The sequence below is a fragment of the Bradyrhizobium sp. 521_C7_N1_3 genome (assembly GCF_052075975.1).
Classification (GTDB): Bacteria; Pseudomonadota; Alphaproteobacteria; order Rhizobiales; family Xanthobacteraceae; genus Bradyrhizobium; species Bradyrhizobium japonicum.
On the sequence record NZ_CP197232.1, the window covers coordinates 2,667,776 to 2,694,033 of the forward strand.

General features: G+C 64.3%; 25 protein-coding genes and 1 pseudogene. 17 read left to right on the plus strand and 9 right to left on the minus strand.

The window, feature by feature from the left end:
- Window positions 1-175 precede the first annotated feature (175 nt).
- The 4 genes from AB7008_RS12040 to AB7008_RS12055 all read left to right on the plus strand — a co-directional run bounded on the left by AB7008_RS12040 (window position 176) and on the right by AB7008_RS12055 (window position 3,637).
- Window positions 176-1,225, plus strand: coding sequence for an aromatic ring-hydroxylating dioxygenase subunit alpha (locus tag AB7008_RS12040; RefSeq protein ID WP_028160343.1), 1,050 nt, complete (start codon window positions 176-178; stop codon window positions 1,223-1,225).
- Window positions 1,226-1,230: 5 nt separating this feature from the next.
- On the plus strand, window positions 1,231-1,992 hold the full coding sequence (locus AB7008_RS12045) for a GntR family transcriptional regulator (protein ID WP_028160342.1): 762 nt from the start codon (window positions 1,231-1,233) through the stop codon (window positions 1,990-1,992).
- Between the two features lie 10 nt (window positions 1,993-2,002).
- Window positions 2,003-2,983 (plus strand): PDR/VanB family oxidoreductase, encoded by a 981-nt coding sequence (locus AB7008_RS12050; protein WP_441258856.1) that lies wholly within the window; start codon window positions 2,003-2,005, stop codon window positions 2,981-2,983.
- 210 nt (window positions 2,984-3,193) lie between these two features.
- A complete protein-coding gene (locus AB7008_RS12055; protein ID WP_441258857.1) occupies window positions 3,194-3,637 on the plus strand; it encodes a DoxX family protein in 444 nt (147 codons plus the stop codon).
- Window positions 3,638-4,082: 445 nt separating this feature from the next.
- Here the strand turns inward: AB7008_RS12055 and AB7008_RS12060 are convergent, their stop codons facing one another.
- On the minus strand, window positions 4,083-6,044 hold the full coding sequence (locus AB7008_RS12060) for a putative bifunctional diguanylate cyclase/phosphodiesterase (RefSeq protein ID WP_441258858.1): 1,962 nt from the start codon (window positions 6,042-6,044) through the stop codon (window positions 4,083-4,085).
- A 323-nt stretch (window positions 6,045-6,367) separates the two neighbouring features.
- Window positions 6,368-6,733: a nuclear transport factor 2 family protein gene (locus tag AB7008_RS12065; protein WP_441258859.1), complete on the minus strand. Its 366-nt coding sequence runs from the start codon at window positions 6,731-6,733 to the stop codon at window positions 6,368-6,370.
- Window positions 6,734-6,833: 100 nt separating this feature from the next.
- Between AB7008_RS12065 and AB7008_RS12070 the strand changes: the two genes are divergently transcribed.
- The 4 genes from AB7008_RS12070 to AB7008_RS12085 all read left to right on the plus strand — a co-directional run bounded on the left by AB7008_RS12070 (window position 6,834) and on the right by AB7008_RS12085 (window position 11,076).
- Window positions 6,834-7,424 (plus strand): TetR/AcrR family transcriptional regulator, encoded by a 591-nt coding sequence (locus tag AB7008_RS12070; protein WP_441258860.1) that lies wholly within the window; start codon window positions 6,834-6,836, stop codon window positions 7,422-7,424.
- Window positions 7,425-7,477: 53 nt separating this feature from the next.
- Window positions 7,478-9,103, plus strand: coding sequence for a GMC family oxidoreductase (locus tag AB7008_RS12075; protein ID WP_441258861.1), 1,626 nt, complete (start codon window positions 7,478-7,480; stop codon window positions 9,101-9,103).
- A 25-nt stretch (window positions 9,104-9,128) separates the two neighbouring features.
- Entirely contained in the window at window positions 9,129-10,109 is a 981-nt protein-coding gene (gene hemC, locus AB7008_RS12080) for a hydroxymethylbilane synthase (protein WP_441258862.1), read from the plus strand.
- Between the two features lie 193 nt (window positions 10,110-10,302).
- Window positions 10,303-11,076 carry an IS5 family transposase gene (locus AB7008_RS12085; protein WP_014498128.1) on the plus strand — a complete coding sequence of 258 codons (774 nt, stop codon included), beginning with the start codon at window positions 10,303-10,305 and terminating at the stop codon, window positions 11,074-11,076.
- Window positions 11,077-11,145: 69 nt separating this feature from the next.
- Here the strand turns inward: AB7008_RS12085 and hemE are convergent, their stop codons facing one another.
- Window positions 11,146-12,180, minus strand: a complete 1,035-nt coding sequence (gene hemE, locus AB7008_RS12090; RefSeq protein ID WP_441258863.1) for a uroporphyrinogen decarboxylase — start codon at window positions 12,178-12,180, stop codon at window positions 11,146-11,148.
- 108 nt (window positions 12,181-12,288) lie between these two features.
- Between hemE and AB7008_RS12095 the strand changes: the two are divergent.
- Together AB7008_RS12095 and AB7008_RS12100 are read left to right on the plus strand one after the other, a co-directional pair.
- Window positions 12,289-12,501, plus strand: a pseudogene (locus AB7008_RS12095) (hypothetical protein); the annotation flags it as partial.
- A 191-nt stretch (window positions 12,502-12,692) separates the two neighbouring features.
- Window positions 12,693-14,597: a sensor domain-containing diguanylate cyclase gene (locus AB7008_RS12100; RefSeq protein ID WP_441258864.1), complete on the plus strand. Its 1,905-nt coding sequence runs from the start codon at window positions 12,693-12,695 to the stop codon at window positions 14,595-14,597.
- 10 nt (window positions 14,598-14,607) lie between these two features.
- Here the strand turns inward: AB7008_RS12100 and AB7008_RS12105 are convergent, their stop codons facing one another.
- Together AB7008_RS12105 and trhO are read right to left on the minus strand one after the other, a co-directional pair.
- A complete protein-coding gene (locus AB7008_RS12105; RefSeq protein WP_063985210.1) occupies window positions 14,608-14,826 on the minus strand; it encodes a SlyX family protein in 219 nt (72 codons plus the stop codon).
- Window positions 14,816-15,583 carry an oxygen-dependent tRNA uridine(34) hydroxylase TrhO gene (trhO, locus tag AB7008_RS12110; RefSeq protein ID WP_441258865.1) on the minus strand — a complete coding sequence of 256 codons (768 nt, stop codon included), beginning with the start codon at window positions 15,581-15,583 and terminating at the stop codon, window positions 14,816-14,818. The genes AB7008_RS12105 and trhO overlap by 11 nt, the downstream gene beginning before the upstream one ends.
- A 222-nt stretch (window positions 15,584-15,805) precedes the next feature.
- Between trhO and ggt the strand changes: the two genes are divergently transcribed.
- Entirely contained in the window at window positions 15,806-17,392 is a 1,587-nt protein-coding gene (ggt, locus tag AB7008_RS12115; protein ID WP_039146361.1) for a gamma-glutamyltransferase, read from the plus strand.
- A gap of 71 nt (window positions 17,393-17,463) precedes the next feature.
- Entirely contained in the window at window positions 17,464-17,928 is a 465-nt protein-coding gene (locus AB7008_RS12120) for an FKBP-type peptidyl-prolyl cis-trans isomerase (protein ID WP_028148582.1), read from the plus strand.
- Window positions 17,929-18,082: 154 nt separating this feature from the next.
- Here AB7008_RS12120 and AB7008_RS12125 read toward each other — a convergent pair whose 3' ends face one another.
- Complete coding sequence (locus AB7008_RS12125) at window positions 18,083-18,301, minus strand: CsbD family protein (protein WP_028148583.1); 219 nt, start codon at window positions 18,299-18,301, stop codon at window positions 18,083-18,085.
- A gap of 128 nt (window positions 18,302-18,429) precedes the next feature.
- Here AB7008_RS12125 and AB7008_RS12130 point away from each other — a divergent pair, with 128 nt between their 5' ends.
- The 3 genes from AB7008_RS12130 (at window position 18,430) to AB7008_RS12140 (ending at window position 20,033) form a co-directional block, all read left to right on the plus strand.
- The gene (locus tag AB7008_RS12130; RefSeq protein ID WP_014497473.1) at window positions 18,430-18,942 is read left to right on the plus strand and encodes a cupin domain-containing protein; all 513 of its coding nucleotides are present in this window, start codon (window positions 18,430-18,432) and stop codon (window positions 18,940-18,942) included.
- A 130-nt stretch (window positions 18,943-19,072) separates the two neighbouring features.
- Window positions 19,073-19,501, plus strand: coding sequence for a VOC family protein (locus AB7008_RS12135; protein WP_441258866.1), 429 nt, complete (start codon window positions 19,073-19,075; stop codon window positions 19,499-19,501).
- Window positions 19,502-19,544: 43 nt separating this feature from the next.
- Window positions 19,545-20,033, plus strand: a complete 489-nt coding sequence (locus AB7008_RS12140) for a VOC family protein (RefSeq protein ID WP_441258867.1) — start codon at window positions 19,545-19,547, stop codon at window positions 20,031-20,033.
- A 160-nt stretch (window positions 20,034-20,193) separates the two neighbouring features.
- Here the strand turns inward: AB7008_RS12140 and AB7008_RS12145 are convergent, their stop codons facing one another.
- Entirely contained in the window at window positions 20,194-21,351 is a 1,158-nt protein-coding gene (locus AB7008_RS12145) for a hypothetical protein (protein WP_028160331.1), read from the minus strand.
- Window positions 21,352-21,353: 2 nt separating this feature from the next.
- Entirely contained in the window at window positions 21,354-22,055 is a 702-nt protein-coding gene (locus AB7008_RS12150; protein WP_304492952.1) for a FecR family protein, read from the minus strand.
- A 51-nt stretch (window positions 22,056-22,106) separates the two neighbouring features.
- On the opposite strand from AB7008_RS12150, the gene AB7008_RS12155 reads away from it, so the two are divergent.
- A complete protein-coding gene (locus AB7008_RS12155) occupies window positions 22,107-23,537 on the plus strand; it encodes a phospholipid carrier-dependent glycosyltransferase (RefSeq protein ID WP_304492953.1) in 1,431 nt (476 codons plus the stop codon).
- A gap of 59 nt (window positions 23,538-23,596) precedes the next feature.
- On the opposite strand, the gene AB7008_RS12160 is transcribed toward AB7008_RS12155, so the two are convergent.
- Window positions 23,597-24,238 carry an OmpA family protein gene (locus tag AB7008_RS12160; RefSeq protein WP_304492954.1) on the minus strand — a complete coding sequence of 214 codons (642 nt, stop codon included), beginning with the start codon at window positions 24,236-24,238 and terminating at the stop codon, window positions 23,597-23,599.
- A gap of 468 nt (window positions 24,239-24,706) precedes the next feature.
- On the opposite strand from AB7008_RS12160, the gene AB7008_RS12165 reads away from it, so the two are divergent.
- Window positions 24,707-26,119 (plus strand): caspase family protein, encoded by a 1,413-nt coding sequence (locus AB7008_RS12165; RefSeq protein WP_028160327.1) that lies wholly within the window; start codon window positions 24,707-24,709, stop codon window positions 26,117-26,119.
- Window positions 26,120-26,258 lie beyond the last annotated feature (139 nt).

Sequence of the window (26,258 nt, forward strand, 5' to 3'; positions counted from 1 at the left end):
AATGACTGCAGCGGCGTACTGGATTCCCCGCCTTCGCGGGGAATGACCGCGGATTTTAGTCTGTATACATATCATCTCATATAGGTAATATATTACGGCATTTTTGCCCCTTGAACGATTCTATCCCTTCGCTATTGTATACATAACGCATACATAAGCCTTGGGAGAGCGACCCGTGACAAAACCCTTCCCGATGAACGCCTGGTACGCCGCGGCCTGGGACGCTGACGTCAAGCCGGCGCTGTTGCCGCGGACGATCTGTGGCAAGCACGTCGTGATGTACCGCAAGGCCGATGGCTCGGTGGCCGCGCTGGAGGATGCCTGCTGGCACCGCCTGGTGCCGCTGTCCAAGGGCCGGCTGGAGGGCGACACCGTCGTCTGCGGCTATCACGGTCTGAAATACAATGCGCAGGGGCGCTGCACCTTCATGCCCTCGCAGGAGACCATCAATCCGTCGGCCTGCGTCCGCGCCTATCCCGTGGTCGAGCGTCATCGCTACGTCTGGCTCTGGATGGGCGACCCTGCGCTCGCCGATCCCGCGCTCGTCCCCGACATGCACTGGAATCACGATCCGGCCTGGGCCGGCGATGGCAAGACCATCCACGTCAATTGCGACTACCGCCTCGTGCTCGACAATCTCATGGACCTCACCCACGAGACTTTCGTGCACGGCTCCTCGATCGGCAACGATGCGGTCGCCGAGGCGCCGTTCGATGTCACCCATGGCGAGAAGACGGTGACGGTGACGCGCTGGATGCGCGGCATCGAGGCGCCGCCGTTCTGGGCCAAGCAGCTCGGCAAGCCCGGCCTCGTCGACCGCTGGCAGATCATCCGCTTCGAAGCCCCGTGCACGATCGCGATCGATGTCGGCGTGGCGCCGACAGGCACCGGTGCGCCCGAAGGCGACCGCTCGCAGGGCGTCAACGGTTTCGTGCTCAACACCATCACGCCGGAGACCGAGAAGACCTGCCACTATTTCTGGGCGTTCGTCCGCAACTATCAGATCGGCGAGCAGCGCATCACCACCGAGATCCGCGAGGGTGTGTCCGGCATCTTCCACGAGGACGAGCTGATCCTCGAGGCGCAGCAGCGCGCCATGGACGAGAACCCCGACCGCATCTTCTACAACCTCAACATCGATGCCGGTGCGATGTGGACGCGCAAGCTGATCGACAGGATGGTGGCGAAGGAAAGCGCGCCGCAGCAGCTCCAGGCCGCGGAGTAGGCCAGGTGAAAGCAGCGCCCGAGCGAGAGGTCGACCGCTCCGTCTCGCAGACCGTGAAGGCGCAGCTCGCGCTGCGCGACCAGATCCTGTCGGGGAGCTTGCGGCCCGGCGAGCGCATCTCCGAGCTCCAGGCGGTGGAGACGACCGGCGCCTCGCGCACCCCGGTGCGCATGGCGCTGGTGCGGCTGGAGGAGGAAGGCCTGCTGGAGGCGATTCCCTCCGGTGGCTTCATGGTGAAGGCGTTTTCCGAACGCGACATCTCCGATTCCATTGAGCTGCGCGGCACGCTCGAAGGGCTCGCCGCGCGCTTCGCCGCCGAGCGCGGTGTTTCCGCGCGCGAGCTCGAGCCGCTCAAGGAATGTCTCGCTGCGATCGACGAGCTCTTGCGCCAGGTGCCGATCTCGGTCGATGCCTTCTCCTCCTATGTCACGCTGAACGCGCGCTTCCACGCACTGCTCACCGAATTGTCGCGCAGCCCGCCGCTGATCCGGCAGATCGACCGCGCTTCGGCGCTGCCGTTCGCCTCGCCAAGCGGCTTCGTGATGGCGCAATCGGCGCTGCCCGAGGCGCAGCAGATTCTGATCATCGGGCAGGAGCACCATCGCGTCGTGATCGACGCCATCGAGAACCGCGAAGGCGCCCGCGCCGAAGCCGTGATGCGCGAGCACGCGCGCCTCGCGGTGCGAAACTTGCGGCTTGCGTTGCGCAACCGCACCCATCTCGACCTCTTGCCGGCGCTCGCGCTGATCAAGACCGCAACCGACTAGGGCAATTGCCATGCGCTTCATCGAAACCTGGATTCCGGCAACGCTCGTGGCGACACGCGATCTTGCGCCGGGCATCCGCGAATTCCTGATCCTGCCGGATCAGTTCGACGGCACAGCCTATCCGGTCGGAAGCCACATCAATATCAGCGTGACCATCGACGGCCTGCCGGAGACGCGATCCTATTCGCTGGTCGGCGAGGCGTCCTCGCGCGGTTTCAGGATCGCGGTGCGCCGCGCCGAGGATTCCCGCGGCGGCTCGCGCTACATGTGGCTGCTCGCGCCGGGCGCTCGGCTCGACATCACCCGGCCGGCTTCGCTGCTCGCGGTCGACTGGGCCCGCGAAAACTATTGCCTGATCGCCGGCGGCATCGGTATCACGCCGATCCTTGGCGCCGCACAGGCACTGGCGCGTCGCGGCGCTGATGTCACGCTGCATTATGCCGTGCGCTCGCGCGCCGATGCCGCCTATCTCGACGATCTCGCCAAAATGCTCGGTGAGCGCCTGGTCGTTCACGCGAGCGACGAGGGCCGGCGGCTCGACCTCGATGCGCTGTTCGGATCGTTGCCGCAAGGTGCCCTGGCGCTGTTCTGCGGCCCGATGCGGATGCTGGATGCCGCGCGCCACGCCTGGATCGACGCTGGCCATCCACTTCCCGATCTCCGCTACGAGACCTTCGGCTCCAGCGGCACGCTGCCGACCGAGACGTTTCGCGTGCGCCTGAAGGGGACCGATGTCGAGCTCGAAATCCCGCGCGAGCGCTCGATGCTTGATGTGCTCAATGCCAGCGGGCATGACGTGATGTACGATTGCAAGCGCGGCGAATGTGGCCTGTGCGCCATCGACGTGGTCGAGGTCGACGGCGAGATCGACCATCGCGACGTCTTCTTCAGCGATCACCAGAAGCAAAGCAACCAGAAGATCTGCGCCTGCGTCTCCCGCGCCCGCGGCACCATCACCGTTGACACGCTGCTCCGGGCGGATGCGGTCTGACCGGGCCTGGAAGGCGTACTCGGAAAAACGCGATCAGCCTGAGCGCATGCGCATCCGCTCTCCTCTCGGGAGCGGATGGTGACATGCGGGCTTCGTTGCTGCGTCAATGGGCCGGCAAGAGCGCTTCGTGCGGTCCACCAATCATGATAGGATTGCTCTCGCAGTAAAAGTGTTCAGCCGGTCTTTGACAGCAAGGGTGGAGATTCTGCCATGAAATCCAATTCTGTCTCGCTGGCAGTCGATGCGTTCGCCACAGGGCGAGCTGACGCGCTGATTTTGATCGGCCGCATTCTCCTCGCGTGGGTATTCGTCGGAAGTGCGTATGGAGCAATATCCAACTTCAGCGGCTCTGTGGGTTATTTCAGGTCCCTGAACCTTCCAGCACCTGAGCTGTTCACGATGACGACCATCGTGCTGGAAGTATTGATATCCGTTGGTTTGATATTGGGCGTCGGTACGCGCTACTGCGCAATCCTGACGTTTATGTTCGTATTGGCGGCAACGGCTATTGCGCACCGCTACTGGGAGTATCCCGCGGGTGCGCAGCAGATCGGTCAATACAACCACTTCTTGAAGAATGTCTCGATCATGGGAGGCGCGATGTTGATCTTCGTCACCGGGGCGGGCCAATTCAGTTTCGATCGAGCATCGTAGCCGACATTACTTCAAGTCGGGCTTGAAAGCTTCCTCTATCGCGCGGCGGATGCTCTTCGAGTGCTGTTTCAGGGTCTTGCTCACGAGGGCGAAGAGAAGCATCAACCATGTCGCAAGCGCGGCACACCACAATACGACTTCGAATATCTCAGGCATGATAATGCCCCTTGAAAATATCTACTCTGAAATGCGGCAAGTGTTGCTTAATGGGGCCGACACGGCAAGCCGTCTTGAGAGTGGTAGCGCGCCGAAACACTCGGAAAACGCTCTCAGAACAGCGGGCAGCTTTAGGTCAGTGAAGCAGACCAACCCTATGACCGCGAAGACTGGCCCTGGATGCAGGACGTGCGGCGATCATTTGCAAAGGGCGGCTTGAAGAAGTTCTGCCCTGCGCGAGTCTGCTTCACCGCTGGAAGCGGACCCCCTCACATTTGCGAGTATTGCCCTACGCCGCGTAGGTCGCCCGCAGCTTCTTCGTGTTCAGCAGTGCCAGAACGCCATCGACCGACACCGGCCGGCTGATCAGATAGCCCTGTGCTTCGTCGCAACCGAACTGGCGCAGAAATTCGAGCTGGTCGACGGTTTCGACGCCTTCGGCAACCACGCCGATGCGCAGGTCGCGCGCCAGCGAGATCACCGACTTCACGATTGCGGCGCAGTCGGGCTGCACCAGCATGTCGCGGATGAAGGACTGGTCGATCTTGATACGGCTGAACGGCAGCTTGCGCAGATAGGTCAGCGAGGAGAAGCCGGTGCCGAAATCGTCCAGCGCGACCGTGATGCCGAGCTCGAGCAACGCGTTCAGGATCGACGCCGCGGAGCCGTATTTCGACAGCAGCATCGATTCCGTGATCTCGATCTCGAGCCGGTGCGGGGCGACCTTCGCGTCCGCGAGCGCCTGCACGATGGTCTGGAGGATGCCGGTGCTGTGAAACTGCGCGGCAGAGAAGTTCACGGCGACCCTGATGTCCTCCGGCCAGTCGGAAAGCGTCGCGCAGGCACGCCGGATCACCCATTCGCCGATCTCGTGGATCAGCCCGGTCTCCTCGGCGATCGGGATGAATTCGCTCGGCGGCACCAGTCCGCGCCGGGGATGCTGCCAGCGCAGCAGCGCCTCGAAGCCGGTGATGCGGTTCTCGCCGAGATCGAGGAACGGCTGGAACACCAGGAACAGCTCGTCCCTGGCGACGGCGCCTTCGAGGTCCGCTTGCAGCGCCTTGCGATCGCGTGACACCCTGTCATCGGCTTCCTCGAAGAAGCAGACCGTGCCGGGACCTGCCTTCTTGGCGCGATACAGCGCGGCGTCGGCATTCTTCATGATGTCGAGCTGCGTGGTGCCGTCGCGCGGCGCCAGCACGATGCCGACGCTGGTCGCGCCGACGATCTGGCGGCCCTCGATCTGGAACGGTTCGTCGAAGGCCGCGACGAAGCGTTCGGCGATCTCGAGCGCATCCTCCGGCCGCGCCAGATTGGCCATCACCAGCGCGAACTCGTCGCCGCCAATTCGCGCGGCGTGCTCGGCGGCGCGCGTGCAGCGTTGCAGCCGGCTTGCGACCTGGACCAGGAATTCGTCGCCGGCGGGGTGGCCGAACTTGTCGTTGACCTCCTTGAAACGGTCGAGGTCGAGCAGGAGCACCGCGAACTCCTCGCCGGACAGGGCCATCCGCCGCAGCGCGGCTTCGAGCGTCTCGTTGAAGGCGAAGCGGTTGGGCAACAGCGTGAGCGGATCCTGCCGGACCGTGCGCTCGGCCTCGATCTGCCGGATCACGCGCCGCGCGAACGCGAATGAATTGACGAACACCGCGCGCAGCAACACGCTGCCGTAAACCACCACCAGGATGGCCATCAGCACATAGGCGGGATCGCCGTCGCGGCCGAGGCAGATGGCGATGCCGACGAAGATGGGGCTCGTGAAGGCGATGGCCGCAATCGGGATCGTGGCGAAGGCCAGCGCGCCGCCGGCCAGCATTCCCGAGCAAAGGCAGGTGATGACGAGCTGGCCGCCGGTCGCGGCATTCGCGAAGAAGGCGACCGGGACGATGCCCCAGGCAATGCCGAGCACGAAGGCGTTGCGCACCAGCCGATGCATCGCCCGGCGCGAAACGAATTGCGGTTTTGTGATCCGGCGCGAGGCGTGGGATTGCAGGCCGAATGCAATCGCAGCGCCGGCCACGATCGCGGCCCAGGCCAGTGCAAACTTCCAGTCCGGCGAATGCCAGAGCGCGATGGCGAGCACGGCTGCGTTGCAGGCATTGGCAAGCATGATGCCGACGGAGTAGCCGAGCACCAGTGACATCTGATCGGCGCGGATATGTCCGGCGACGGCTTCGTCGGTTGCAGGACCGCCAAAGGCCGACAGATCGCCGGCGAACAGCCGCGCGAAATAGCTGGTCGTTTGAGTCCGCATTCCAGGGCCTAGCAGCATGGGCCGTTTGTCCGGCTCGATCGGGAGAATTCTCCGCAAACCTTTGACGAACTATGAATTATCCCTGGCTGCCACGGTAGGGGCGACCACTTCTGCGTGTTCCTCACGCAGTATCGATAACAAATCGATACAAATGCGGCGCCCCGCGTTACGGTTGTAACGGAAGCCGAGCGTCCGCCACTAACTCCGCTGTCATGCCCCGCGACCCGGCTCTGCCAAGGCTTCGCCGGGCCCGCAAGGGGACTCGGCCGGCGAAGCTTTAGCGAAGACGGCGAGCCGGGCGATGACACCGGCGTTTGGCGCGGTCACCGCCCGAGTTGCTTCGGATCATAATAGAACCGCTCCTCGATCAGCTGATCCCCCCGCCAGGTCTGCCAGGCGATCTCGTCCAGCGTTCGGACGACGCCTTCGGCATTGGTGAAGCTGAAGCTCCAGCGGGTCGCGACGTGATCGCCCTCGATCAGGCTCGGCCCGATGCGGACGGCCTTGACCTCCCTGGATGCCGCCAGCACGCCGCGCTCCTTGGCGACGAGCTTGTCGCGGCCGACCGTCGGGGCGGCGTTGTTCTCATAGGTCGCGGCATCCGGCGTGTAGTACTGCTCGATCGCTTCGACAAACTCCCCGTTCTCCAGCCGCTTGGCAAAGGCTTCGACGACATCACGGCTCGGCATGGACCACCTCACGATTAAAACCGACTGATAGTCGGTAAATACCGACCGATAGTCGAAAAGTCAACTGGCCGGGTGCGACGAATTAGACTAGACGGAAGCCATGGCAAAGCAGGCGGAACGACGTGCGGCGACATCGGTGGCGATCCTGACGGCGGCGCGCCGCCTGTTCGGGACGCAGGGCTTTGCCGCGACCACCATGGACGACATCGCGGCGGCCGCGGGCGTCGCCAAGGGCGCGGTCTATCATCACTTCAAGACCAAGGAGACGGTGTTCGAAGCGGTGTTCGATGCTGTCTCGCGTGATCTCGTCGCCGAGATCGACCGGACCGCGCGCGCCGAGAAGGACGTGCTCGCCGCGATGGTCGCCGGCACCCAGCATTACTTTGCGGCGACCGCCAAGGGCCCGACGGGTCAGATCATCCTGCGCGACGGCCCGGCCGTGCTCGGTTGGGAGCGCTGGCGCGAGATCGACGCGCAGCATTTTGGCGGCAAGATGCCGCGCGCGCTGTCGGTGGCGATGGAGGCCGGCCTCATCGCAAAGCAACCGGTCGAGCCGCTGGCGCGGCTGCTGCTTGGCGCGGTGACGGAAGCGGCGGTCGCCTGCGCCGGGCGCGCGGATATCGCAAGGGCAGGGGCGGAATATGCCCGTGCGTTCAAGTCACTGGTCGAGGCGCTGCGCGTCGCTGCATGATTGTGCTAATCACGCAGCGGAAACGCCCACGCCAACAAGAAGAACAGTAGCGCATGAACGCAAATTCCTCCCTCGCGCCATCAGATCCCGAGTTCGACTACATCATCGTCGGCGCCGGCTCCGCCGGCTGCGTGCTCGCCAACAGGCTGTCGGCGAACGGCAAGCACAGCGTGCTGCTGCTCGAGGCAGGACCTAAGGATTCCAACATCTGGATCCATGTTCCGCTCGGCTACGGAAAACTGTTCAAGGAGAAGACCGTCAACTGGATGTACCAGACCGAGCCGGAGCCCGAGCTGAAGGGGCGGCAGGTGTTCCAGCCGCGCGGCAAGACGCTGGGCGGATCGAGCTCGATCAACGGCCTGCTCTATGTCCGCGGCCAGCACGAGGATTACGATCGCTGGCGCCAGCACGGCAATGCCGGCTGGGGCTATGACGACGTGCTGCCCTATTTCAAGAAGGCCGAGAACCAGACGCGCGGCGCCGATCAATATCACGGCAGCGGCGGCCCGCTGCCGGTCTCCAACATGGTCGTGACCGATCCGCTGTCGAAAGCCTTCATCGACGCCGCGGTCGAGACCGGTCTGCCGTACAATGCGGATTTCAACGGTGCTACGCAGGAAGGCGTCGGCCTGTTCCAGACCACCACGCGCAACGGCCGGCGCGCCTCGACCGCAGTGGCCTATCTCGGTCCCGCGAAGGCACGCAGCAATCTCAAGGTCGAGACCGAGGCGCTCGGACAACGCGTGCTGTTCGAGGGGCGCCGCGCGGTCGGCGTCGAATACCGGCACGGCGCAACCGTGCGCCGCGCCCGTGCGCGCAAGGAGGTCGTGCTGTCGAGCGGTGCCTATAACTCGCCGCAGCTTCTTCAGCTCTCCGGCGTCGGCCCTGCCGATCTGTTGCGCAAGCACGGCATTGACGTGGTTCTCGATGCGCAAGGCGTCGGGCACGATCTCCAGGACCACATGCAGGTCCGCATCGTGATGCGTTGCTCGCAGAAGATCACGCTCAACGACACCGTCAATAATCCGTTCCGCCGCACGTTGGCCGGTGCGCGCTATGCGCTGTTCCGGAAGGGTTGGCTGACGATCGCGGCCGGCACGGCCGGCGCCTTCTTCAAGACCAATCCGCGGCTTGCTTCGCCCGATATCCAGGTGCATTTCCTGCCGTTCTCGACCGACAAGATGGGAGAGAAGCTGCATGATTTTTCCGGCTTCACGGCGTCGGTGTGCCAGCTCCGGCCCGAAAGCCGCGGCACCCTGCGCATCAAAAGCGCGGACCCGACCGTGCCTCCGGAGATACGCATCAACTACATGTCGACCGAGACCGATCGCACCACGAACGTCGAAGGTCTGAAGATCCTGCGCAAGATATTGAATGCGCCGGCGCTGAAGCCGTTCGTGGTCGGCGAGTACGATCCCGGGGCGAAGGTATCCACGGATGGCGAGCTGCTCGATTATTGCCGCGAGCGCGGCAGCACCATCTACCATCCGACCACGACCTGTCGTATGGGCAATGACGCGCTGGCGGTGGTGGACCAGCGGCTGAAGGTGAGGGGGCTCGAAGGCCTTCGCATCGTCGACGGTTCGATCATGCCGGACCTCGTGTCGGGGAATACCAACGCGCCGATCATCATGATCGCCGAAAAGGCCTCCGACATGATATTGGAGGACGCGCGATAAACATTGCGCTGAAAGGACATTCGACTTGGCTACGCGACTGAAGATCGGCACACGCAAGAGCGCGATGGCGCTGGCCCAGACGGAAGAGATTGCGCGCCGCCTGACCGCCGCCATGCCCGATCTCGATGTCGAGATCGTCAAGTTCGACACCACGGGCGATCTCGACCAGACCAGCAAGCTGCTGCCGCATGGCGGCAAGGGCGGCGCGTTCGTGGCGCAGATCCGCGCTGCCGTGCTCTCCGGCGAATTGCAGGCGGCGATGCATTCGCTGAAGGACATGCCCGGCAACGAGGATACGCCCGGCCTCGTCATCGGTGCCACGCTATCGCGCGATCCCCCGAGTGACGCACTGGTGCTGCGCGATGGCGTGACGCTGGAAGCGCTGCGGCAGTCGCGCGGCAAGGGTTTCAAGATCGGCACTAACGCCGTGCGCCGCGCCGCCTATGCGCGGCGGCTGTTTCCCGATGTCGAAGTGATCCATTTCCGCGGCGCCGCCGACACCCGCGTGCGAAAACTCGACAATGGCGAGAAGCAGAAGTTGCCGGATGGCGGCGCGGTGGGTCCCGCCGATGCGCTGATCATGGCGCGTTCCGGCCTCGACCGCGTCGGCCTCTCTCACCGTATCGCCTATGAATTCTCTGCGGCGGAGATGCTGCCCGCGGCAGGGCAGGGCATCGTCGCCGTGGAATGTGCCGCGCAGGACTGGCAGACGCGGCAGATCCTGGCATCGATCGACGATCCCTCCGCGCACGCTTCTGCCGATGCCGAGCGCGAGGTGCTGTGGGTGCTCAACGGCCATTGCAATTCGCCGGTGGCGGGTTTTTCGACCATCGCAGGCGATCAGATGTCGCTGATGGCGTCCGTGCTCGACCTCTCCGGCAACACGATCATCGAAGCCTCGCATACGGGCCCCGCGAACCGCCCGCGCGAGCTCGGCCGTGCGGTGGGACTGGATCTGCTGACGAAGGGCGCCGCCGAGATCATCGAGCGCAGCCGGCCGCGCTAGCTGGCCTGTGAAATCGTAATCGGCGGGATGATGCCATCCTGCTCCTGTGTTGCCCGACGTGTCAAACGTCGGCGCCATCCAGTGCGATGACCGCGCATCTGATTTCAGTGCCCTCTAAGTCATTGACCGGGCGTGGTCTCCCTAGAACCTATCTCAAAATTGAAGATCAGCGTCGATCGGCTATAAAGGAAAGATGATTCGGCTGACGGACGAGCAATGGGAGCGCATCCGGAAACACTTTCCGGAAGAGCACATTGCCGACGGCCGGCCGGGCCGGAAGCCGATTGCGACACGTCAGGTTCTCGAAGCCGCTCTTTGGATTTTGAACACGGGCGCGCAGTGGCACATGCTGCCGCAGTGCTATCCGAACTATAAGACCGTACACCGTCGCTTTCAGAACTGGTGTCGCAATGAAGTGTTGCGGCGCGTTCTGACCGATATAGCCAACGAACTTCGTGAGAAAGGCTTGCTCGACGAAGAGGAGTGTTTCATCGACGCGACCTTTGCGATGGCCAAAGGCGGCGGTGCAGAGATCGGCCCAACGAGGCGCGGAAAAGGCTTAAAAATCATGGCGATTGTGGATCGCCACGGTTTGCCGCTTTCAGTGAGCACGCATGCCGCGAACCATCACGAAGTGCGCTTGGTACAGCTCTGCTTCGACTTCTACATGATCGAGGCCAAGCCAGAGAACCTGATCGGCGACCGCGCCTATGACAGCGATTCGCTCGACGATGAACTGCGCTCACAAGGCATCGAGATGATCGCGCCACATCGTTCAAACCGAGTGAGGTCGCTCACCCAGGACGGCCGCAGGCTCCGTCGTTATACTCGGCGTTGGCTGGTCGAACGCTTCTTCGCCTGGATACAGTGGCGGCGGCGCCTGCTGGTCCGCTGGGAGTTCTATCCGCAAAACTTCCTCGGCTTCGTCCAGCTCGCTTGCCTGCTGATCCTGTTTCGACAATTTTGAGATAGGTTCTACTGTGCATGGGGTTGTTTTCGCGGTTTTGGTTTCCGCTCCCCTCGGAGACGCAACAAATCACCCGCGCACGCGCTTCAACATCTGCTCGACATGGGCGATCGGCGTTTCCGGCTGGATGCCGTGGCCGAGATTGAAGATGAGGCGCCCTTGCGCAAAATTCGCCAGCACGTTGTCCACCGCGCGATCGAGCGCAGCGCCGCCCGTGATCAGCACTAGCGGATCGAGATTGCCCTGCACCGCGACACGGCTCTGCACGCGCTCGCGGATGAAGGCCGGCTCGGCGGTCCAGTCGATGCTGACGGCATTCACGCCGGTTGCCTCGACATAACCGGGCAGTTGCGCGCCGGCGCCGCGCGGAAAACCGATGATCTTCGCGTCGGGCACTTTTGCGCGCACGCCTTCGACGATGCGCCGGGTCGGCTCGACCGACCAGCGCGCGAACTCCGCCGGCGGCAGCACGCCGGCCCAGGTGTCGAAGATCTGCAACGCATCGGCACCGGCTGCGAGCTGCGACAGCAGATATTCGATCGAGTTCTCCACGAGTACGTCGATGATTTTCGCAAACGCCTCCGGATGCCGGTAGGCCATCATCCGCGCCGGCGCTTGGTCGGGCGTGCCCTGGCCGGCGACCATGTAGGTCGCCACCGTCCACGGCGCCCCGCAGAAGCCGATCAGCGCGGTCCTGGGATCGAGCGCACCGCGTACGATTCTGAGCGCTTCGAACACCGGCTTGAGCTTGCCGAAGTCGGCGTGCGCGGCGAGTGTCGCGACCTTCGCGGGATCATCCAGCGGCTCCAGCCGCGGACCCTCGCCAACCTCGAACCGCACGGAACGGCCGAGCGCGTAGGGGATCACCAGAATGTCGGAAAAGATGATCGCCGCATCGAAGCCGAACCTGCGGATCGGTTGCAGCGTCACCTCGGCGGCGAGCTCCGGGTTGAAGCAGAGATCGAGGAAGCCGCCGGCCTTGGCCCGCACCTCGCGATATTCCGGCAGATAGCGCCCGGCCTGCCGCATCATCCACATGGGCGGGGTAGCCTGGCGCTGGCCGGAGAGCACGTCGATGAAGGGCTTTGTCGCAGACTGGGGCACGGACGGTCCTATCAAGATTGAGGTTCCTGATACACCGCCGGGAGCCGGAGCGGAACAGCGGAACCAGCGCAAATGCGCCGCGTTGACCTCCCAATCGAGGAGGACTCCATGGCTGAGACATTCAATCCCGCGCCGCACGACAAGCACGCTGATGATCTTGGCAAGGCGCTGGCCGCTGATCGCCATACCAAGCTTGAAGCCGGGCTGGAGGACAGTTTCCCTGCGTCCGATCCGGTCAGCGCTGCGCAGCCGACACCGTCGAAGGCCGATGCGGACGCCGACAGTCCCTCGCTGTGGGACAAGGTTAAGTCGATCTTCAGCTATGGCCGATGTTCGGCGAGCCCGGCGTCGCCGGTTTCCGATAGCGTCGCTAACGCATTGTTAGCGATCCAGCGACGCTCCAGTCCGTAGGAGTACGGGAAAACCCGCATAACGCTGCGAATGTCGGCAAGCGTTTCAGGGTTCAATAACAGAAGCGGTGGAAGTTCCGGCGATCGGAGATTTTCTGCCGCATGACCGTCGCCTCACAAAGAGCCGGATGGAGCCGTCTGCCGTTGCGCGCGGCGGCGTTCGTCGTGCTCACTTGCGCGACCATCCTCGGCGTCAGCGGTTGGCGTGAATGGGCCGCGCGCGATGCCGTGCTCAAGGGCGCCGAGACCGAGATGGCGAATGTCGCGCGCTCGCTGACGCAGCATGCGGAGGACAGCCTCGACCTGCTGGATTCCGGCGTCGTCGGCGTCGTCAGCCGGCTGGAGATGGACGGCGCCGAACCCGCCACGATCGCCAAGCTGCGCACCCTCCTGGAGGCGCGCAAGAAGGCGATGGAGCGCGTGCACAGCCTTGCCATCATCGACGACCAGGGCAATTGGCTGACCTCGCCGGGCACGATCGGCTCGACGCTCAGCGACGACGCCTTCTTCCGTCATCACCAGCTCTCCCCGAAACGGGAGCCTTATGTCGGCCGTCCGGTGCGGAGCCAGCTCGATGGCGAATGGGTCGTCACCCTGTCGCGCCGCTTCAACAAGCCGGACGGCAGCTTTGGCGGCGTCGTGCTTGCGACCATCAGCGCCAACTATCTCGCGCATTTCTACGAGCAGTTCGAGCTCGGCCGCAACAGCTCCGTGGCACTCGTGCACGGCGACGGCATGATCATCGCGCGCAATCCCAGCAACGACAGGTTCGTCGGCCGCAACGTCGCCGACATGCCGCTGTTCCGCGACGCGAGCCTGCAGCAGCCGGGCGGCGCATACCATTTCAGGTCGCCGCTGGACGGCGCCGAGCGCGTCAGCTTCTTCAAGCGCTCTGGCCGTTATCCGCTCGTCCTGCTTGCCACGGTCGACAAGGCCGAGCTGCTGGCGCCCTGGCGCGCCGCGGCGATCTCCCGCATGCTCTACGTGCTCGCGCTGGTCGTGCTGATCGCGGTCATCGGCGCGGTGCTGGTGCGGCAGTTGCAGCGGGGCCAGCGCATGGCCGCGGCCCTGGTCGAGAAAGAGGCGCATTTCCGCCTGCTCGCGGAAGGCTCCAGCGACATGGTGACCCGCATCGGGCTCGACGAGCGGCTGCGCTATGTCTCGCCCTCGTCGGTTCGCGTCGTCGGCTGGCGGTCCAATCAGCTGATCGGAACGCCGGCGCTCGCCGGCATCCATGCGGATGATCGGCCGCAGGTCCAGGCGCTCGTCGATGCCATGAAGCGTGGCGAAAAGGACGAGGCGCGGGTCACCTATCGCAACGCGCACCGGCAAAACTCGGAAGTCTGGCTCGAATCGACCATGCGGGTGACGCGCAAGGAAAACGGCAACGTCGACGGGGTGGTCGCGATCTCGCGCGACATCACCGAGCAGAAGAAGCTGGAGACCAGGCTCGAGACGCTCGCGATCGAGGACAGCCTCACCGGGCTCGCCAACCGCCGCCGCTTCGACGAACGGTTGAAGGAGGGATGGGCGCGCGCCTATCGCGACCGCTCCAGCCTCGCTTTGCTGATGATCGACGTCGATCACTTCAAGGCCTACAACGACGAATACGGCCACCCCGCAGGCGATGCCTGTCTGCGCGTGGTGGCGAAGGTCATCGCGGCCGAGATGCAGCGCGCCGGAGATCTGGCTGCGCGCTACGGTGGTGAGGAATTCGCCATGCTGCTGCCGAACACCGATGCCGCCGGCTGCGCGCGGATCGGCGAGCGGATCCGCCGCGCGATCCGCGAGGCGGGCCTCGTCCACAGCACCAATCGCGCGTCGGGCTGCGTCACCGCTTCGCTCGGCGGCGCGGCCTGCCGGCCCGCGCTGGAACGCACCGCCGGCGTGGGCTCGCTCGTCGAGGCTGCCGATCAGGCGCTCTATGCGGCGAAGCAGGGCGGGCGCGACCGCCTGATGATGTCGGTCGAGGTGGCGAGCCTGCTGCCGAAGGCGTCAGGGCTGTAGCCCATCATCCTCAATAATGCGGCGGGGGCTCGTTGGCGGGGCCCGGCGCATTCGTCTCGGCTTCCTGAAGTCGCTCGCCGAGCTCCGCGATCTTCCGCGTCAGCGCGTCGATCTGCTTCCACTGCGCGGTGATCGTCTGGTTGAGCGTCTCGATCGTATCGTCCTGATAGGCGATGCGCGTCTCCAGCGTGTCGATGCGCTCGCCCAGCGTCTTGATGTCACTCGTCACGGCCGTGCCCCAATTCTTGTTCGCGTGGGCCCCGTTCGCGCAAGCCATGACCGAGTGCGACGCGCTCGTCGAATACAAAACATTCGCCGCGCCAGCGGCTCTGCGCCTCCGGCACCTCTTCGAGATATTTGAGGATACCGCCCTTGAGGTGATAGACCTCGGCAAAGCCGCGCGCGAGCAGATGCGCGCTCGCTTTCTCGCAGCGGATGCCGCCGGTGCAGAACATCGCGATCCTGCGGTGCTTTGCCGGATCGAGTTGCTTTGCAGTAAAATCCTTGAACTGCCCGAAACTCCTGATGCCAGGATCGACCGCGCCCTCGAACGTGCCCATCGCGACCTCGAAGGCGTTGCGGGTGTCGAGCACCAGCGTGTCGGGTGCCGCGATCAGCGCGTTCCATTCGGCGGCCTCGACGTAAGTGCCGACCTGCCGTGTCGGATCGGCGGCCTCGTCGCCGAGCGTGATGATCTCCTTCTTCAGCCGCACCTTGAGCCGGGCGAATGGCATCGCCTCGGCGGTCGAGAATTTCAGCTCGAGATTGTTCAGCCGGCCGCCGAACAGGGTGCCGTGCGCGAGCTCGTGGACGAAGGCGTCGATCGCCTCGGGCGCACCCGCAATCGTGCCGTTGATGCCTTCCTGGGCGAGCAGCACGCTGCCCTTGAGCGCGAGGCTTGCGCAGAACGCGCGCAACGGCTCGCGCAGCGCGCGGTAATCGGGCAGGGCGGCGAATTGGTAAAAGGCGGCGACCTTGTGGATCATGGCGGCTCGTTTAGCAGGCGGCCGCCGCCCAGAAAACCCGCATGGCTCCGGACGGCAAAAGGTCTATACGCCCAGCGGATGGCAGCTATTTCGCTGGTATGCCAGCATTGCCCCGGTGGGCCGGAATGTGTCATGTAGGCCCGGTTTTTCCGAGACGGCGCGCCCTCCGCGCTGACGGCCCGAGAGAGCCCCCCAAGAGAGCCCTGAGAGAGCAGAACTTCGATGAGAAACTTCCATTTCCCCGGCAGGTCCACTGTCCACGCCACCAACGCGATGGTCGCGACCTCGCATCCGCAGGCCTCCCTGGCCGCGATCGAGGTGCTGCGCGAGGGCGGCACGGCGGTGGACGCGGCGGTGGCGGGTTCGGCGCTGCTCGGCGTGATCGAACCGCAATCGACCGGCATCGGCGGCGATTGCTTTGCGCTGATCCAGCCGCGCGGCGAGGGCAAGATCATCGCCTATAACGGCTCGGGCCGGGCCCCGAAGGCGGCGAACGCCGACTGGTATCTCGAGCGCAAGATCAATTCCGTGCCGCTGACCTCGGCGCATGCGGTCTCGATCCCCGGTGTGATCGATGCCTTCGCGACCGTGCTGCGCGATCACGGCAAGTTCGGATTCGACCGCCTGCTGCAGCCCGCGATCAAGGCCGCGGAAGAAGGCTACGTCGTCGCCCCGCGCATCGCCTTCGACTGGAAGAACCAGTTCGAGAAGCTGAAGGGTGGCACCAACACGGTGCGTTACCTGTTGCCGGGCGGCAAGCCGCCGGTTGCCGGCGACGTCATCCGCCAGGCCGAGCTCGGCAAGACGCTGCGCGCGATCGCCAAGGACGGCCGCGACGCCTTCTACAAGGGCGCAATCGCGGAGGACATGGTCGAGACCCTCAGGGGGATCGGCGGCCTGCACACGCTCGACGATTTCGCCGCCCACACCACCGAGACGACGACGCCGATCGGCGCCAATTACAAGGGTTACGACGTCTGGCAATGCCCGCCGAACGGCCCGGGCGTCACCGCGCTCTTGATGCTCAACATCCTGTCGCGGTTCGACCTGACCAAGTACGCGCCGCTCAGCATCGAGCGCTTCCATCTCGAGGCGGAGGCCGCGCGCATCGCCTACATGAATCGCGAGATGCATGTCGCCGATCCCGAGCATATGAAGATTGACGTCGCCGAAATGCTCGCGAAGGGCTTTGCCGACGAATACATCAGCAAGATCCGCATGGACGGCATGCTCGACCTGCCGAACGTCGCGCCGCCGATGAATCCCTCGACCATCTACATCACGGTCGTGGACAAGGATCGCAACGTCTGCTCGTTCATCAATTCGATCGCGCATTCCTTCGGCTCGGCGATCGTTTCGAACAAGACCGGCGTGCTGTTCCAGAACCGCGCCGGCGGCTTCCGCATCCAGCCCGGCCATCCCAATTGCATCGCCGGGGGCAAGCGCCCGCTGCACACGATCATGCCGAGCCTGCTCACCAAGGGCGGCCGCTCCGTGATGCCGTTCGCGGTGATGGGCGGACAATATCAGCCGGTCGGCCAGACTCACGTGGTGACCAACATCCTCGACTATGGCTGCGACGTGCAGGAGGCGATCGACATGCCGCGCGGTCTGCACTACGAGGGCCAGTACCAGCTCGAGGACAGCGTGCCTGCCGATATCGTCGAAGGGCTGAAGAAGCTCGGCCACAAGACCACCAGCGTGGTCGGCCCGCTCGGCGGCGCGCAGGCGATCTGGATCGACTGGGACAAGGGCACGCTCACCGGCGGTTCCGATCCGCGCAAGGACGGCTGCGCGCTGGGCTATTAAGCGGGGCCCGAGGGCTGGAAACGATTGCTTCGTTGCGCTAGACACCTTCCGCCTCAAACGGAAGGTCTCCTATGCAGCGTTTCCAGCGCGCACTCCTCGCCATCATGTCGGCACTCGCGATCACCGTGATCGGCAGCGTGTCGACATTCGTCTCCACCACGGCATCGGCCCAGACCGCAGGAAAACCCATGACAACAGCTTCAGGCTTGCAGACCATCGACAGCGTCGTCGGCACCGGCGCTTCGCCAAAGCCCGGCCAGATCTGCGTGATGCACTACACCGGCTGGCTCTACGAAAACGGCCAGAAGGGCAAGAAATTCGACTCGTCGGTCGACCGCAACGAGCCGTTCGAGTTTCCGATCGGCAAGGGCCGTGTCATCGCCGGTTGGGACGAGGGCGTTGCCACGATGAAGGTCGGCGGCAAGCGCACGCTGATCATCCCGCCGCAGCTCGGCTACGGCGCCCGCGGCGCCGGCGGCGTGATCCCGCCGAACGCGACATTGATGTTCGACGTGGAATTGCTCGCGGTGAAGTGACGGCGCAGCCGTCATTCCGGGGCGGCTCGAAGAGCCGAACCCGGAATCTCGAGATCCCGGGTTCGATGCTTGCGCATCGCCCCGGGATGACTGAACAAGACAAACAAAAAGACCGGCCGCGAGGCCGGTCTTTTCGCTTTCAGATTGACGCGCGTCACTCGGCCGCGCGCTTTGCCGCAGCTGCGGCGCGATCGATTGCTTCCTTCGCGGCGTCCTTGGCGTCGCCCATGGCCTGTTGGCCCTTGCCCTTCACTTCCTGGACCACGCCTTCGCCCTTCAGGCGATCGGAACCGGTGGCTTCACCGATGCCCTGCTTGGCCTTGCCGATGGCCTCGTTGGCGGTGCCCTTGATCTTGTCGCTCGTGCTACCCATGAAACTCTCCTTCCAGTTGGCTCGCGAAAACAACGCCTGCCGACTACGAGAGTTCCGATTTTGGGTATGGCCTGATAGGCCCGCTTTGGTTAGCTTGCCGCGCACGGAACCAACAGAAAGCAAGTCCCATGACCGGCCATGACCACACGCATTCCCACCATGACCACGATCATGACGATCGCTGGAAACATGACGGCGTGCGCGTCATTCCCGGCAATCAGCTCGATACCAACGTGCCGTCGACGGCCGGCATGGACCGCGCGGCCGCGATCAATTTCGCACGTGTCGGCGCGCAGAAATTGTGGGCGGGCACGGTCAGCATCAAGCCGGACGCCAAGACCGGTGCGCATCACCACGGCCATCTCGAAAGCGTCATCTACGTGGTGAAGGGCAAGGCGCGGATGCGCTGGGGCGAGAGCCTGCAATTCACCGCGGAGGCCGGCCCCGGCGATTTCATTTTCGTCCCGCCCTACGTGCCGCATCAGGAGATCAACGCCAGCCCGGACGAGGTGCTGGAATGCGTGCTGGTGCGCAGCGACGGCGAGGCGGTCGCGATCAACCTCGACATCGAGCCGGTCGAGAAGCCCGAGACCGTGCTGTGGATCGACCCCGTGCACCGGGATCCCAACGAGAAGAAGTAAGGGCCTGAAAGCCTGCTGGTTCTGTGCGACAGAACCACGCAGGCACAGCCTTCGAAAAATATCCGGAAGCCGTGTCGGATGGCCGCTGGGCCATCCGTCCTTGGGCAGAACCCCGCCCAAGGAGCCTCCGATGCCCAAAATGATCTTCGTCAATCTGCCGGTGACCGACCTCAAGCGCGCGACGGCCTTTTACGAGGCGGTCGGCGCGGTCAGGAACCCGCAATTCAGCGACGAGACGGCGAGCTGCATGGTCTTCTCCGAGACCATCTTCGCGATGCTCCTGACCCACGACAAATTCCGCCAGTTCACGCCGAAGCCGATCGCGGATGCCAAGACCTCGAACCAGGTGCTGCTCTGTCTGTCGGCCGACAGCCGCGACGAGGTCGATGACGTCGTCGGCAAGGCCGAGGCCGCGGGCGGGGTGGCCGATCCCAGCCCGAAGGACGAGTACAGCTTCATGTACGGCCGCAGCTTCGAGGATCCGGATGGCCATATGTGGGGCGTGAACTGGATGGACATGGCAGCCTTCGCCGCGCAGTCCGACATGGCGAACGCCTGATCGAAGCAAACGAACATCGACCATCTGAAGAGGAGCATTCACGATGTCCAAGCTCGTGCCCTGCATGTGGTTCAACGGCGATGCCGAGGAAGCCGCGAAGTTCTACGTGTCGCTCGTTCCGAACTCGGAGATCACGCACGTCCAGCGCAACGTTTCGGACGGTCCGTCCGGCAAGACAGGCTCCGTGCTCGTCGTCGAGTTCACGGTGGCCGGGCAGCCCCTGGTCGCGCTCAATGGCGGCATGAAGGTGGAATATACCCACGCAATCTCGCTGATGATCCATTGCGACGACCAGGCTCAGGTCGACAGCGTCTGGAGCGCGTTCCTTGCTCATGGCGGCAAGGAGCAGCAGTGCGGCTGGATCAGCGATCGCTGGGGCGTATCCTGGCAGGTGGTGCCGAAGGTGATGTTCGAATTCCTGTCGAGCCCTGACAAGGCCGCGGCTGCGCGCGCGATGCAGGCCATGATGAAGATGGTGAAGCTTGATGCGGATGTCTTGCGGCGCGCGTTCGAGGGCAAGTCGGCAGCGTAAGGTGCTCGCGCCACATCCTCACTGTCATCGCTCGGCTCGACCGGGCGATCCAGTACTCCGAGACGGTGACGTGATGCGGAGAAGCTGCAGCGTACTGGATGCCCCGCCTCCGCGGGGCATGACAGCGGAGGTTTAGGCTGCTCATGCGCGAACCACGCTGCTAGTAATTAATCCTCAGCCCCACGCCGCCATGGATGGTGTTCCCCACCGGCTGCGGACCCAGCGTGCCGTTGGCGAACAGGTCTACGATCCAGCCCTTCTGCACACGGAAGCCGAGGCGGCCGCCATATTCGAACCAGCCCTGGTTGCCCATGGTCGGCACCACTAGGCCGTCGCCGGTCACGGTGGCAACGATGCCGCTGTGACTGGCGAAGGACTGCACCCAGCCGCCATTGATATTGGTCTCGATGTTGTTGCCGAAGAGATGCGTCCACTGGCCGCCGATCTTGACCAGGCTGGTGCGGTCGGTGCCGGTCGCAATGGAGGCGTCGAACGGATTGAACGCCACGGCGCTGTCCGAATAGCCGGAGACGCGCTGCCAGAGCTGCCAGACTTCGATCGAGGCCGCGACCTCGTCGCGCGGGGACACGCGACTCATCCAGCCGGCACGGCCATAGACGGCGTAGTTCGACGCGTTGGTCGAGCCCGTGACACTCACCGGCCCGAGGCTGGTGTTGTAGCTGCGGGTGTAGCGCGCCTTCTCCCACGGCGTCAGGATGGTGCCGACGTCGAAGAACGGGCGCGACGAGCCCCAGTCGGTGAAATCATAGCGCAGAGCGAAGGCGCCGATCGGCGCGCTGGTGATATTGTAGCCGCCCTCGCTGTATTGCGTGTAGGCGATGCCGGCGAGCAGCGACAGGTTGTCGGTCAGCTCCTTGCGGCCGTGAATGCCGGCCGAGAACGAGCCGGCGGAGCCGAATGCGCTGATGCAGTCGCTGCAATTGACCTGCTCGTTGACGCCGAGCAGCACCGTGCCGAGCACCCGGTTGGTGATCATCTGGTTGAAGCGCTGGTTGGCGAGGCCGCCGATCGAATTGCCGCTGGAGTCCGCGCCGGTCGGGCCTGAAGGTGGAGGCGGTGGATACGGGCTCGGCGAGGACGACGGATAGGGGCTTGGCGAAGGGGAGGGGGTCGGTGTGGGTGTCGGCGACGGCGACGGTGAATAGGTCGGTGACGGTGAGGGCGTCGGCCCACCGCATTCGGACTCGCAAGCCGCCTGCGCTGCCGCCGGTCGCGCATTGAACGCGAAGAACGCAAACGCAGCGGTTGCGGTCAGCGCGGCGGCGAGAACGAAACGCCTGACGTCGAGTTTCGCCATCATCACCGCCCGCACAGCATGCCGTCGTCGTGGACGGCAGGCGTGATGGTCGGCGAGGCGTCCGCATACTGGTTGACCGAGCACAGCCCGGCGCTTGCGGCGCAGTTGGCGGCAAAGGTCCAGGGCGGCGTGTTGGTCTTGGTGATGCTGACCTTGCCGCCGGCCGAGGTGATGATTGCGGTGTCGCCGGGCTGGGTGAGCTGCACGCACTGGGAGCTGGTCGTGCAGACGCTGGCGGCGCCGTCCTGGAGCACGACGACGGAGCGGCCGCGCTGGGAGAGGATGTCGAGCGTGGTGCCGCGCACGCCGATGGTCGCGAGCGGTGTCGTGATCTTGTAGGCGGTCTTTTCCGAATGTCCGGTGACGAATCGGAATGCGCCCGTGGTCATGCGGATCGCGACGTCGCGATAGCTGTGCTCGTCGTTGAAGACGGTGCGGTCGAGCTTCAGCGTGGCGCTCGGGCCCAGCGAGAGGTTGGTGCTGTCGGCCATGACGAAGCGCGCGGCGCTGCCGGCACCGGTGCGCACGGTCTCGTCGCGCAACATGCTGTCGCCGACATTGATCGGCGTCGTGGTCGTCGCCACGCGCACCACGTCGTTCTGGATCACGACGGCTTCGCCGACGCGCGTCTGCGCCTGCGCGCAAGGCGCCGCGCAGACGAGTGCCGACAACAGAGTTGGGAAAAGCCAGAAACGCAAATTCATTTCGCAACCGATCGATATGTCCCTGATCGTACCGGATCGCGCGCGCTTCCGATGTGGCGAAATTATCACAAGCGGCGCTGGACGTGCGTTATGCTTAGTGACAGTTGCGGCAGAATGCGTTCAATGAAAAGTGCCGTCTTTGTTTTTCTCCGCGGTGAAGCAGATTTGCCACGCAAAATAGCCCAACAGCAGCCGTTCGAATTGCCCGCGGTTCCGAAGGTGTCGCAGAGCGCAGTGATCGCTGTCGCGATTTTCCTGGCCGCGCATCTCGCGCTGCTGATCGGCCTGACGGCGCCGGAGAAGTTCGTCTTCGACGAGGTGCATTACGTGCCGGCGGCACGGCAGATGCTGGCACCCACGCTATCGCAACCGATGCTCAACCCGATGCATCCGCCGCTGGCCAAGGAGCTGATCGCGGCATCGATCGTAGCCTTCGGCGACAATGCGCTGGGCTGGCGCTATCCGTCGACCTTGTTCGGCGCGCTCGCGATCGTCGCGATCTATCTGTGCGGGCTCGCGCTGTTCTCCGCGCAAGGACCGGCGATCGCCGCCGCGGCGATCGCTGGCTTCAACCAGATGCTTTACGTGCAGGCGCGCATCGCCATGCTCGACATTTACGCGCTCGGGTTCGGCCTGCTCGCGATTGCCGCCTTCATGCACGGCTTTCGAAGAGAGCGCCCGCATGCGCTGTTCGCGCTCGCGGGCGCGTTGTTTGGGCTCGCCGCGGCTTGCAAATGGAGCGGCCTGTTTCCGCTCGGCATCTGCATCGTCATGGTTGCGGTGATCCGGCTGCTGCAGGGCTGGCACACGCTGTTCGCCGACGCGAAGCCGAGCGACTGGTATCGGCCCGATCTCTGGCCTGATCTTCGCGTGCAGCATGTCGCGCTCTGCTTCGCAGTGCTGCCGGCGCTGACATATCTTGCTGCTTTCGTGCCGCTCTACGGAGCGTCGCTGCCGGATCTGATCGAGGCGCAGCGCCGGATTTTCGCCGACAACACCACGACCGCGATCGCCGGCCACACCTATATGAGCGCGTGGCCATCCTGGCCGCTGCTCGCGCGCCCGGTGTGGTTCCTGTTCGACAAGACCTCAGAGAACAATGTCTCCGCGATCGTCTTCCTCGGCAATCCGCTGGTCGCGTGGCCGGCGCTGCTCGCGCTCGCCGTCGTACTGCGCGACTTCATCGTCGCGCGCCGTTGGGATGCGTTGCTGATCGCGGCGTTCTATTTCGGCTCCTGGCTCGCCTGGGCTCTGCTGCCGCGCACGCTCGGCTTCCTCTACTATTATCTGCCGGCCGCAACCGTGGCGTCGCTTGCGCTGGTCTATGTGCTGCGACGACAGGGGCTGCCGCGCTGGCTGCTGTGGGCCTATGTCGGGGTCGCGGCGATCGGCTTTGCGGTGATGCTGCCGATCTCGGCGGCCTTCATCGGCACGTCCATGCAGACGTTCAACCGGTTGATGCTGTTCCAGAGCTGGATATGAAATCGCCGCCTGTCACGATCGTGGCAGGCGGCGTGTTTCACGCGGCGATGACTTGAGTTTCACTTGGACGCCGTCGTCTTGGCTTCCATGTTGACGACCTGGACGCGGCGGTTGATCGGGTCGGCGCCGTTGGCGGTGTCCTTCAGCTTGGACTTGCCATAGCCGACGGTGACGAGATCGGTGCCGTTGAGACCATAATTCTGTATCAGGTACTTCTTGATGGTGTCGGCGCGACGTTCAGACAGCCCTTGATTGTACTCTTCGCCGCCGATCGCATCGGTGTGGCCGGCGACCACGAAGGTCGAGCCCTTCAGCGACGGATCGGACAGCGCCTTGCCGAGCGCCTGCACCGACGGCACCGACGTCTTGGCGATGTCGGCCGAGTTGTAGTCGAACTGGATCTCCAGATCGATCTTCGGCTTGGTCGCGGCGAGCTCGGCGATCTGCTCGCGCTCGCCCATCGAGAGCGACCGGGTCGAGCGGTTGCGAACCGTGTTCAGAAACGTCGCTTCCTTGGCCTGCGCGGTCGGATCGGCCTGCGGACCGACGGACAGGCCGCGGGTCGCCGGCTTCGGCTTCAGCGCATCCAGGATCTGGTTGGCGGAGACGTTATCGCCTGCGAAAGCCAGGCCCGCCGTCATCGACAGCGCGGCCGTGAGGGTCATCGCCTTCAGTCCAAAAAACTTATCAAAACGGGTCATTGTCGTATCCTCGCTGTTACGCCTGATGGCGATTTGATGTTGCGAGCGTAGGGAAGGTTCAACAGCCTCGATGTGATGCGGGTCACATTCCAGACGACCGAAATGACCCGTGCATCCTGGCGCCGGCGCCGATCGGCATCCATGGCATGTCGCGCCAGCGGCGGTGCCCTGCCACCGGGAAGAAGCGCTATCTCATTCGGTATCGATAGCGGATTGCTGAACCGGCTGGACTCGCAACCCGCGCAGGTACAATCTTTCGGCCATTGTTCGTCACCAGCCGTATTGCCCGCTGCGTCAGCAGCCCGAAAAGCGACCGTCGCAGCGACTCTCAGCTCGGTTCGAGCAGCAGAAATCCCCGAGTGATCCAGATCACAGTGCGTCGTTGTGAACTGGATCAGATTGCTCTCATCGGATCGGCTCAGGCCGAACCGAGAGCAGCGAGGAAGTTTGGATCAGGGGAGAATGATCATGCGCTTCTTGATCGCAGCAATTTCAATCGCAGTATTTCTCGTCAGCGGCAACGCGGCCTTCGCGGACAAGCGCGTCGCCTTCGTGGTCGGCAACGCCGCCTACAAGAACGTCCCGCAGCTTCCCAACCCCGCGATCGATTCCAAGGCGATGGCCAGGGTGCTGCGCAATGTCGGCTTCGACGTCGTCGAGGGCGCCAACCTCACCCGCGATGCCATGACCGCGAAGCTTCTGGAGTTCGGCAAGAAGAGCGAAGGCGCCGACGTCGCGGTGTTCTTCTATGCCGGCCACGGGATCGCCGTGAACGGCGTCAACTACCTGTTGCCGGTCGACGCCGACCTGAAATCCGAGATGGACGTCAAGCTGGGCGCGGCGATCAATGTCGACCTCACGCTCGATCAGACCATGTCGGACGCGAAGGTGAAGCTCGTGTTCCTGGACGCCTGCCGCGACAATCCGTTCGCGGCGAAGATCCGCTCGGCCAAGGCCACCCGCTCCGTCAACGTCCAGACCGGTCTTGCCGAGATGAAGTCGGGCGAGGGCACGCTGATTGCCTTTGCCACCGGCCCCGGCCAGACCGCGCTCGACGGCGAGGCCGGCACCAACAGCCCGTTCACCCGCGCGCTCGTCGCCAACATCGCCCAGCCCGGGATCGAGATCCAGCAGGCGATGACCAAGGTCCGTGCCCAGGTCAGTGACGAGACCAGCAAGGGGCAATTGCCCTGGGGGCACACCAACCTCACGGGCAACGTCTATCTCAATCCGGTCGGCGTGCCGGCTGCGGCCGCGACCGATCCGTCGAACGCACCGGTGTCGGCCGCGAGCAAGCAAGGCTCCGACGTCGAGCTCGAATTCTGGCGCTCGATCAGGGACTCCAACAAGGTCGAGGAGCTCAACGCCTATCTCACCAGCTATCCCAACGGCACGTTCAAATCGATCGCGCTCGCCCGCATCGCGGCGTTGCAGGATGGTCCATCCATCACCACCCGCAACCTCTCGGCCGGGATCGATCCCGCGACCTTTACGGAAGAAGCCAACCAGGTGTCTGAAGACCAGATCGGTCTGGACAAGAACCAGCGCCGCGACGTGCAGCGCCGCCTCACCGGGCTCGGCTTCGACGTCAAGGCGTCGGGCAAGTTCGACGATGAGACCCGTTCCGTGATGAGGCGGTGGCAGGCTGCCCGTGGCTATCCTGCGACCGGTTATCTCAACAAGCTCCAGCACAAGGCCCTGCTGTCGGAGATTGTCTCGACCCGCGCGGCGTCCTCCGAACAGGCAGACGACGAGCCGGCGCGTCGCCGGTCCTCCGGCGGTGGCGGCCGGCGCCATTACGGCGGTGGCGGTGCCGGTCCGCCAGGCGGCCCCGGCGGTCTGTTCGGCGGTATGATGGGCGGGTTGTTCGGCCGCCGCTGAGCTGGCAGGCAAGCAACAGGCGGCCCGGTTCGGGCCGCCAATTTGTTCCGGAAACCCTTGCTCACCGATCGTCGCAAAGCCGTCGCGCGATGGCCCGCGTGCGAACAAGAATTCGGCCAGTTGGGCGCCTAGCAGGACT

What these genes read in the sequence shown, in the direction of transcription:
- AB7008_RS12135 (WP_441258866.1), top strand. Translation starts at nt 19,073, where the DNA reads ATGCCCAAAATGATCTTCGTCAATCTGCCGGTGACCGACCTCAAGCGC.
- AB7008_RS12055 (WP_441258857.1), top strand. Translation starts at nt 3,194, where the DNA reads ATGAAATCCAATTCTGTCTCGCTGGCAGTCGATGCGTTCGCCACAGGG.
- AB7008_RS12060 (WP_441258858.1), bottom strand. Translation starts at nt 6,044, where the DNA reads ATGCGGACTCAAACGACCAGCTATTTCGCGCGGCTGTTCGCCGGCGAT.
- AB7008_RS12150 (WP_304492952.1), bottom strand. Translation starts at nt 22,055, where the DNA reads ATGAATTTGCGTTTCTGGCTTTTCCCAACTCTGTTGTCGGCACTCGTC.
- AB7008_RS12050 (WP_441258856.1), top strand. Translation starts at nt 2,003, where the DNA reads ATGCGCTTCATCGAAACCTGGATTCCGGCAACGCTCGTGGCGACACGC.
- AB7008_RS12140 (WP_441258867.1), top strand. Translation starts at nt 19,545, where the DNA reads ATGTCCAAGCTCGTGCCCTGCATGTGGTTCAACGGCGATGCCGAGGAA.
- AB7008_RS12160 (WP_304492954.1), bottom strand. Translation starts at nt 24,238, where the DNA reads ATGACCCGTTTTGATAAGTTTTTTGGACTGAAGGCGATGACCCTCACG.
- AB7008_RS12075 (WP_441258861.1), top strand. Translation starts at nt 7,478, where the DNA reads ATGAACGCAAATTCCTCCCTCGCGCCATCAGATCCCGAGTTCGACTAC.
- AB7008_RS12125 (WP_028148583.1), bottom strand. Translation starts at nt 18,301, where the DNA reads ATGGGTAGCACGAGCGACAAGATCAAGGGCACCGCCAACGAGGCCATC.
- AB7008_RS12100 (WP_441258864.1), top strand. Translation starts at nt 12,693, where the DNA reads ATGACCGTCGCCTCACAAAGAGCCGGATGGAGCCGTCTGCCGTTGCGC.
- AB7008_RS12120 (WP_028148582.1), top strand. Translation starts at nt 17,464, where the DNA reads ATGCAGCGTTTCCAGCGCGCACTCCTCGCCATCATGTCGGCACTCGCG.
- AB7008_RS12085 (WP_014498128.1), top strand. Translation starts at nt 10,303, where the DNA reads ATGATTCGGCTGACGGACGAGCAATGGGAGCGCATCCGGAAACACTTT.
- AB7008_RS12070 (WP_441258860.1), top strand. Translation starts at nt 6,834, where the DNA reads ATGGCAAAGCAGGCGGAACGACGTGCGGCGACATCGGTGGCGATCCTG.
- AB7008_RS12155 (WP_304492953.1), top strand. Translation starts at nt 22,107, where the DNA reads ATGTGGCGAAATTATCACAAGCGGCGCTGGACGTGCGTTATGCTTAGT.
- AB7008_RS12145 (WP_028160331.1), bottom strand. Translation starts at nt 21,351, where the DNA reads ATGGCGAAACTCGACGTCAGGCGTTTCGTTCTCGCCGCCGCGCTGACC.
- ggt (WP_039146361.1), top strand. Translation starts at nt 15,806, where the DNA reads ATGAGAAACTTCCATTTCCCCGGCAGGTCCACTGTCCACGCCACCAAC.
- AB7008_RS12130 (WP_014497473.1), top strand. Translation starts at nt 18,430, where the DNA reads ATGACCGGCCATGACCACACGCATTCCCACCATGACCACGATCATGAC.
- AB7008_RS12065 (WP_441258859.1), bottom strand. Translation starts at nt 6,733, where the DNA reads ATGCCGAGCCGTGATGTCGTCGAAGCCTTTGCCAAGCGGCTGGAGAAC.
- trhO (WP_441258865.1), bottom strand. Translation starts at nt 15,583, where the DNA reads ATGATCCACAAGGTCGCCGCCTTTTACCAATTCGCCGCCCTGCCCGAT.
- AB7008_RS12165 (WP_028160327.1), top strand. Translation starts at nt 24,707, where the DNA reads ATGCGCTTCTTGATCGCAGCAATTTCAATCGCAGTATTTCTCGTCAGC.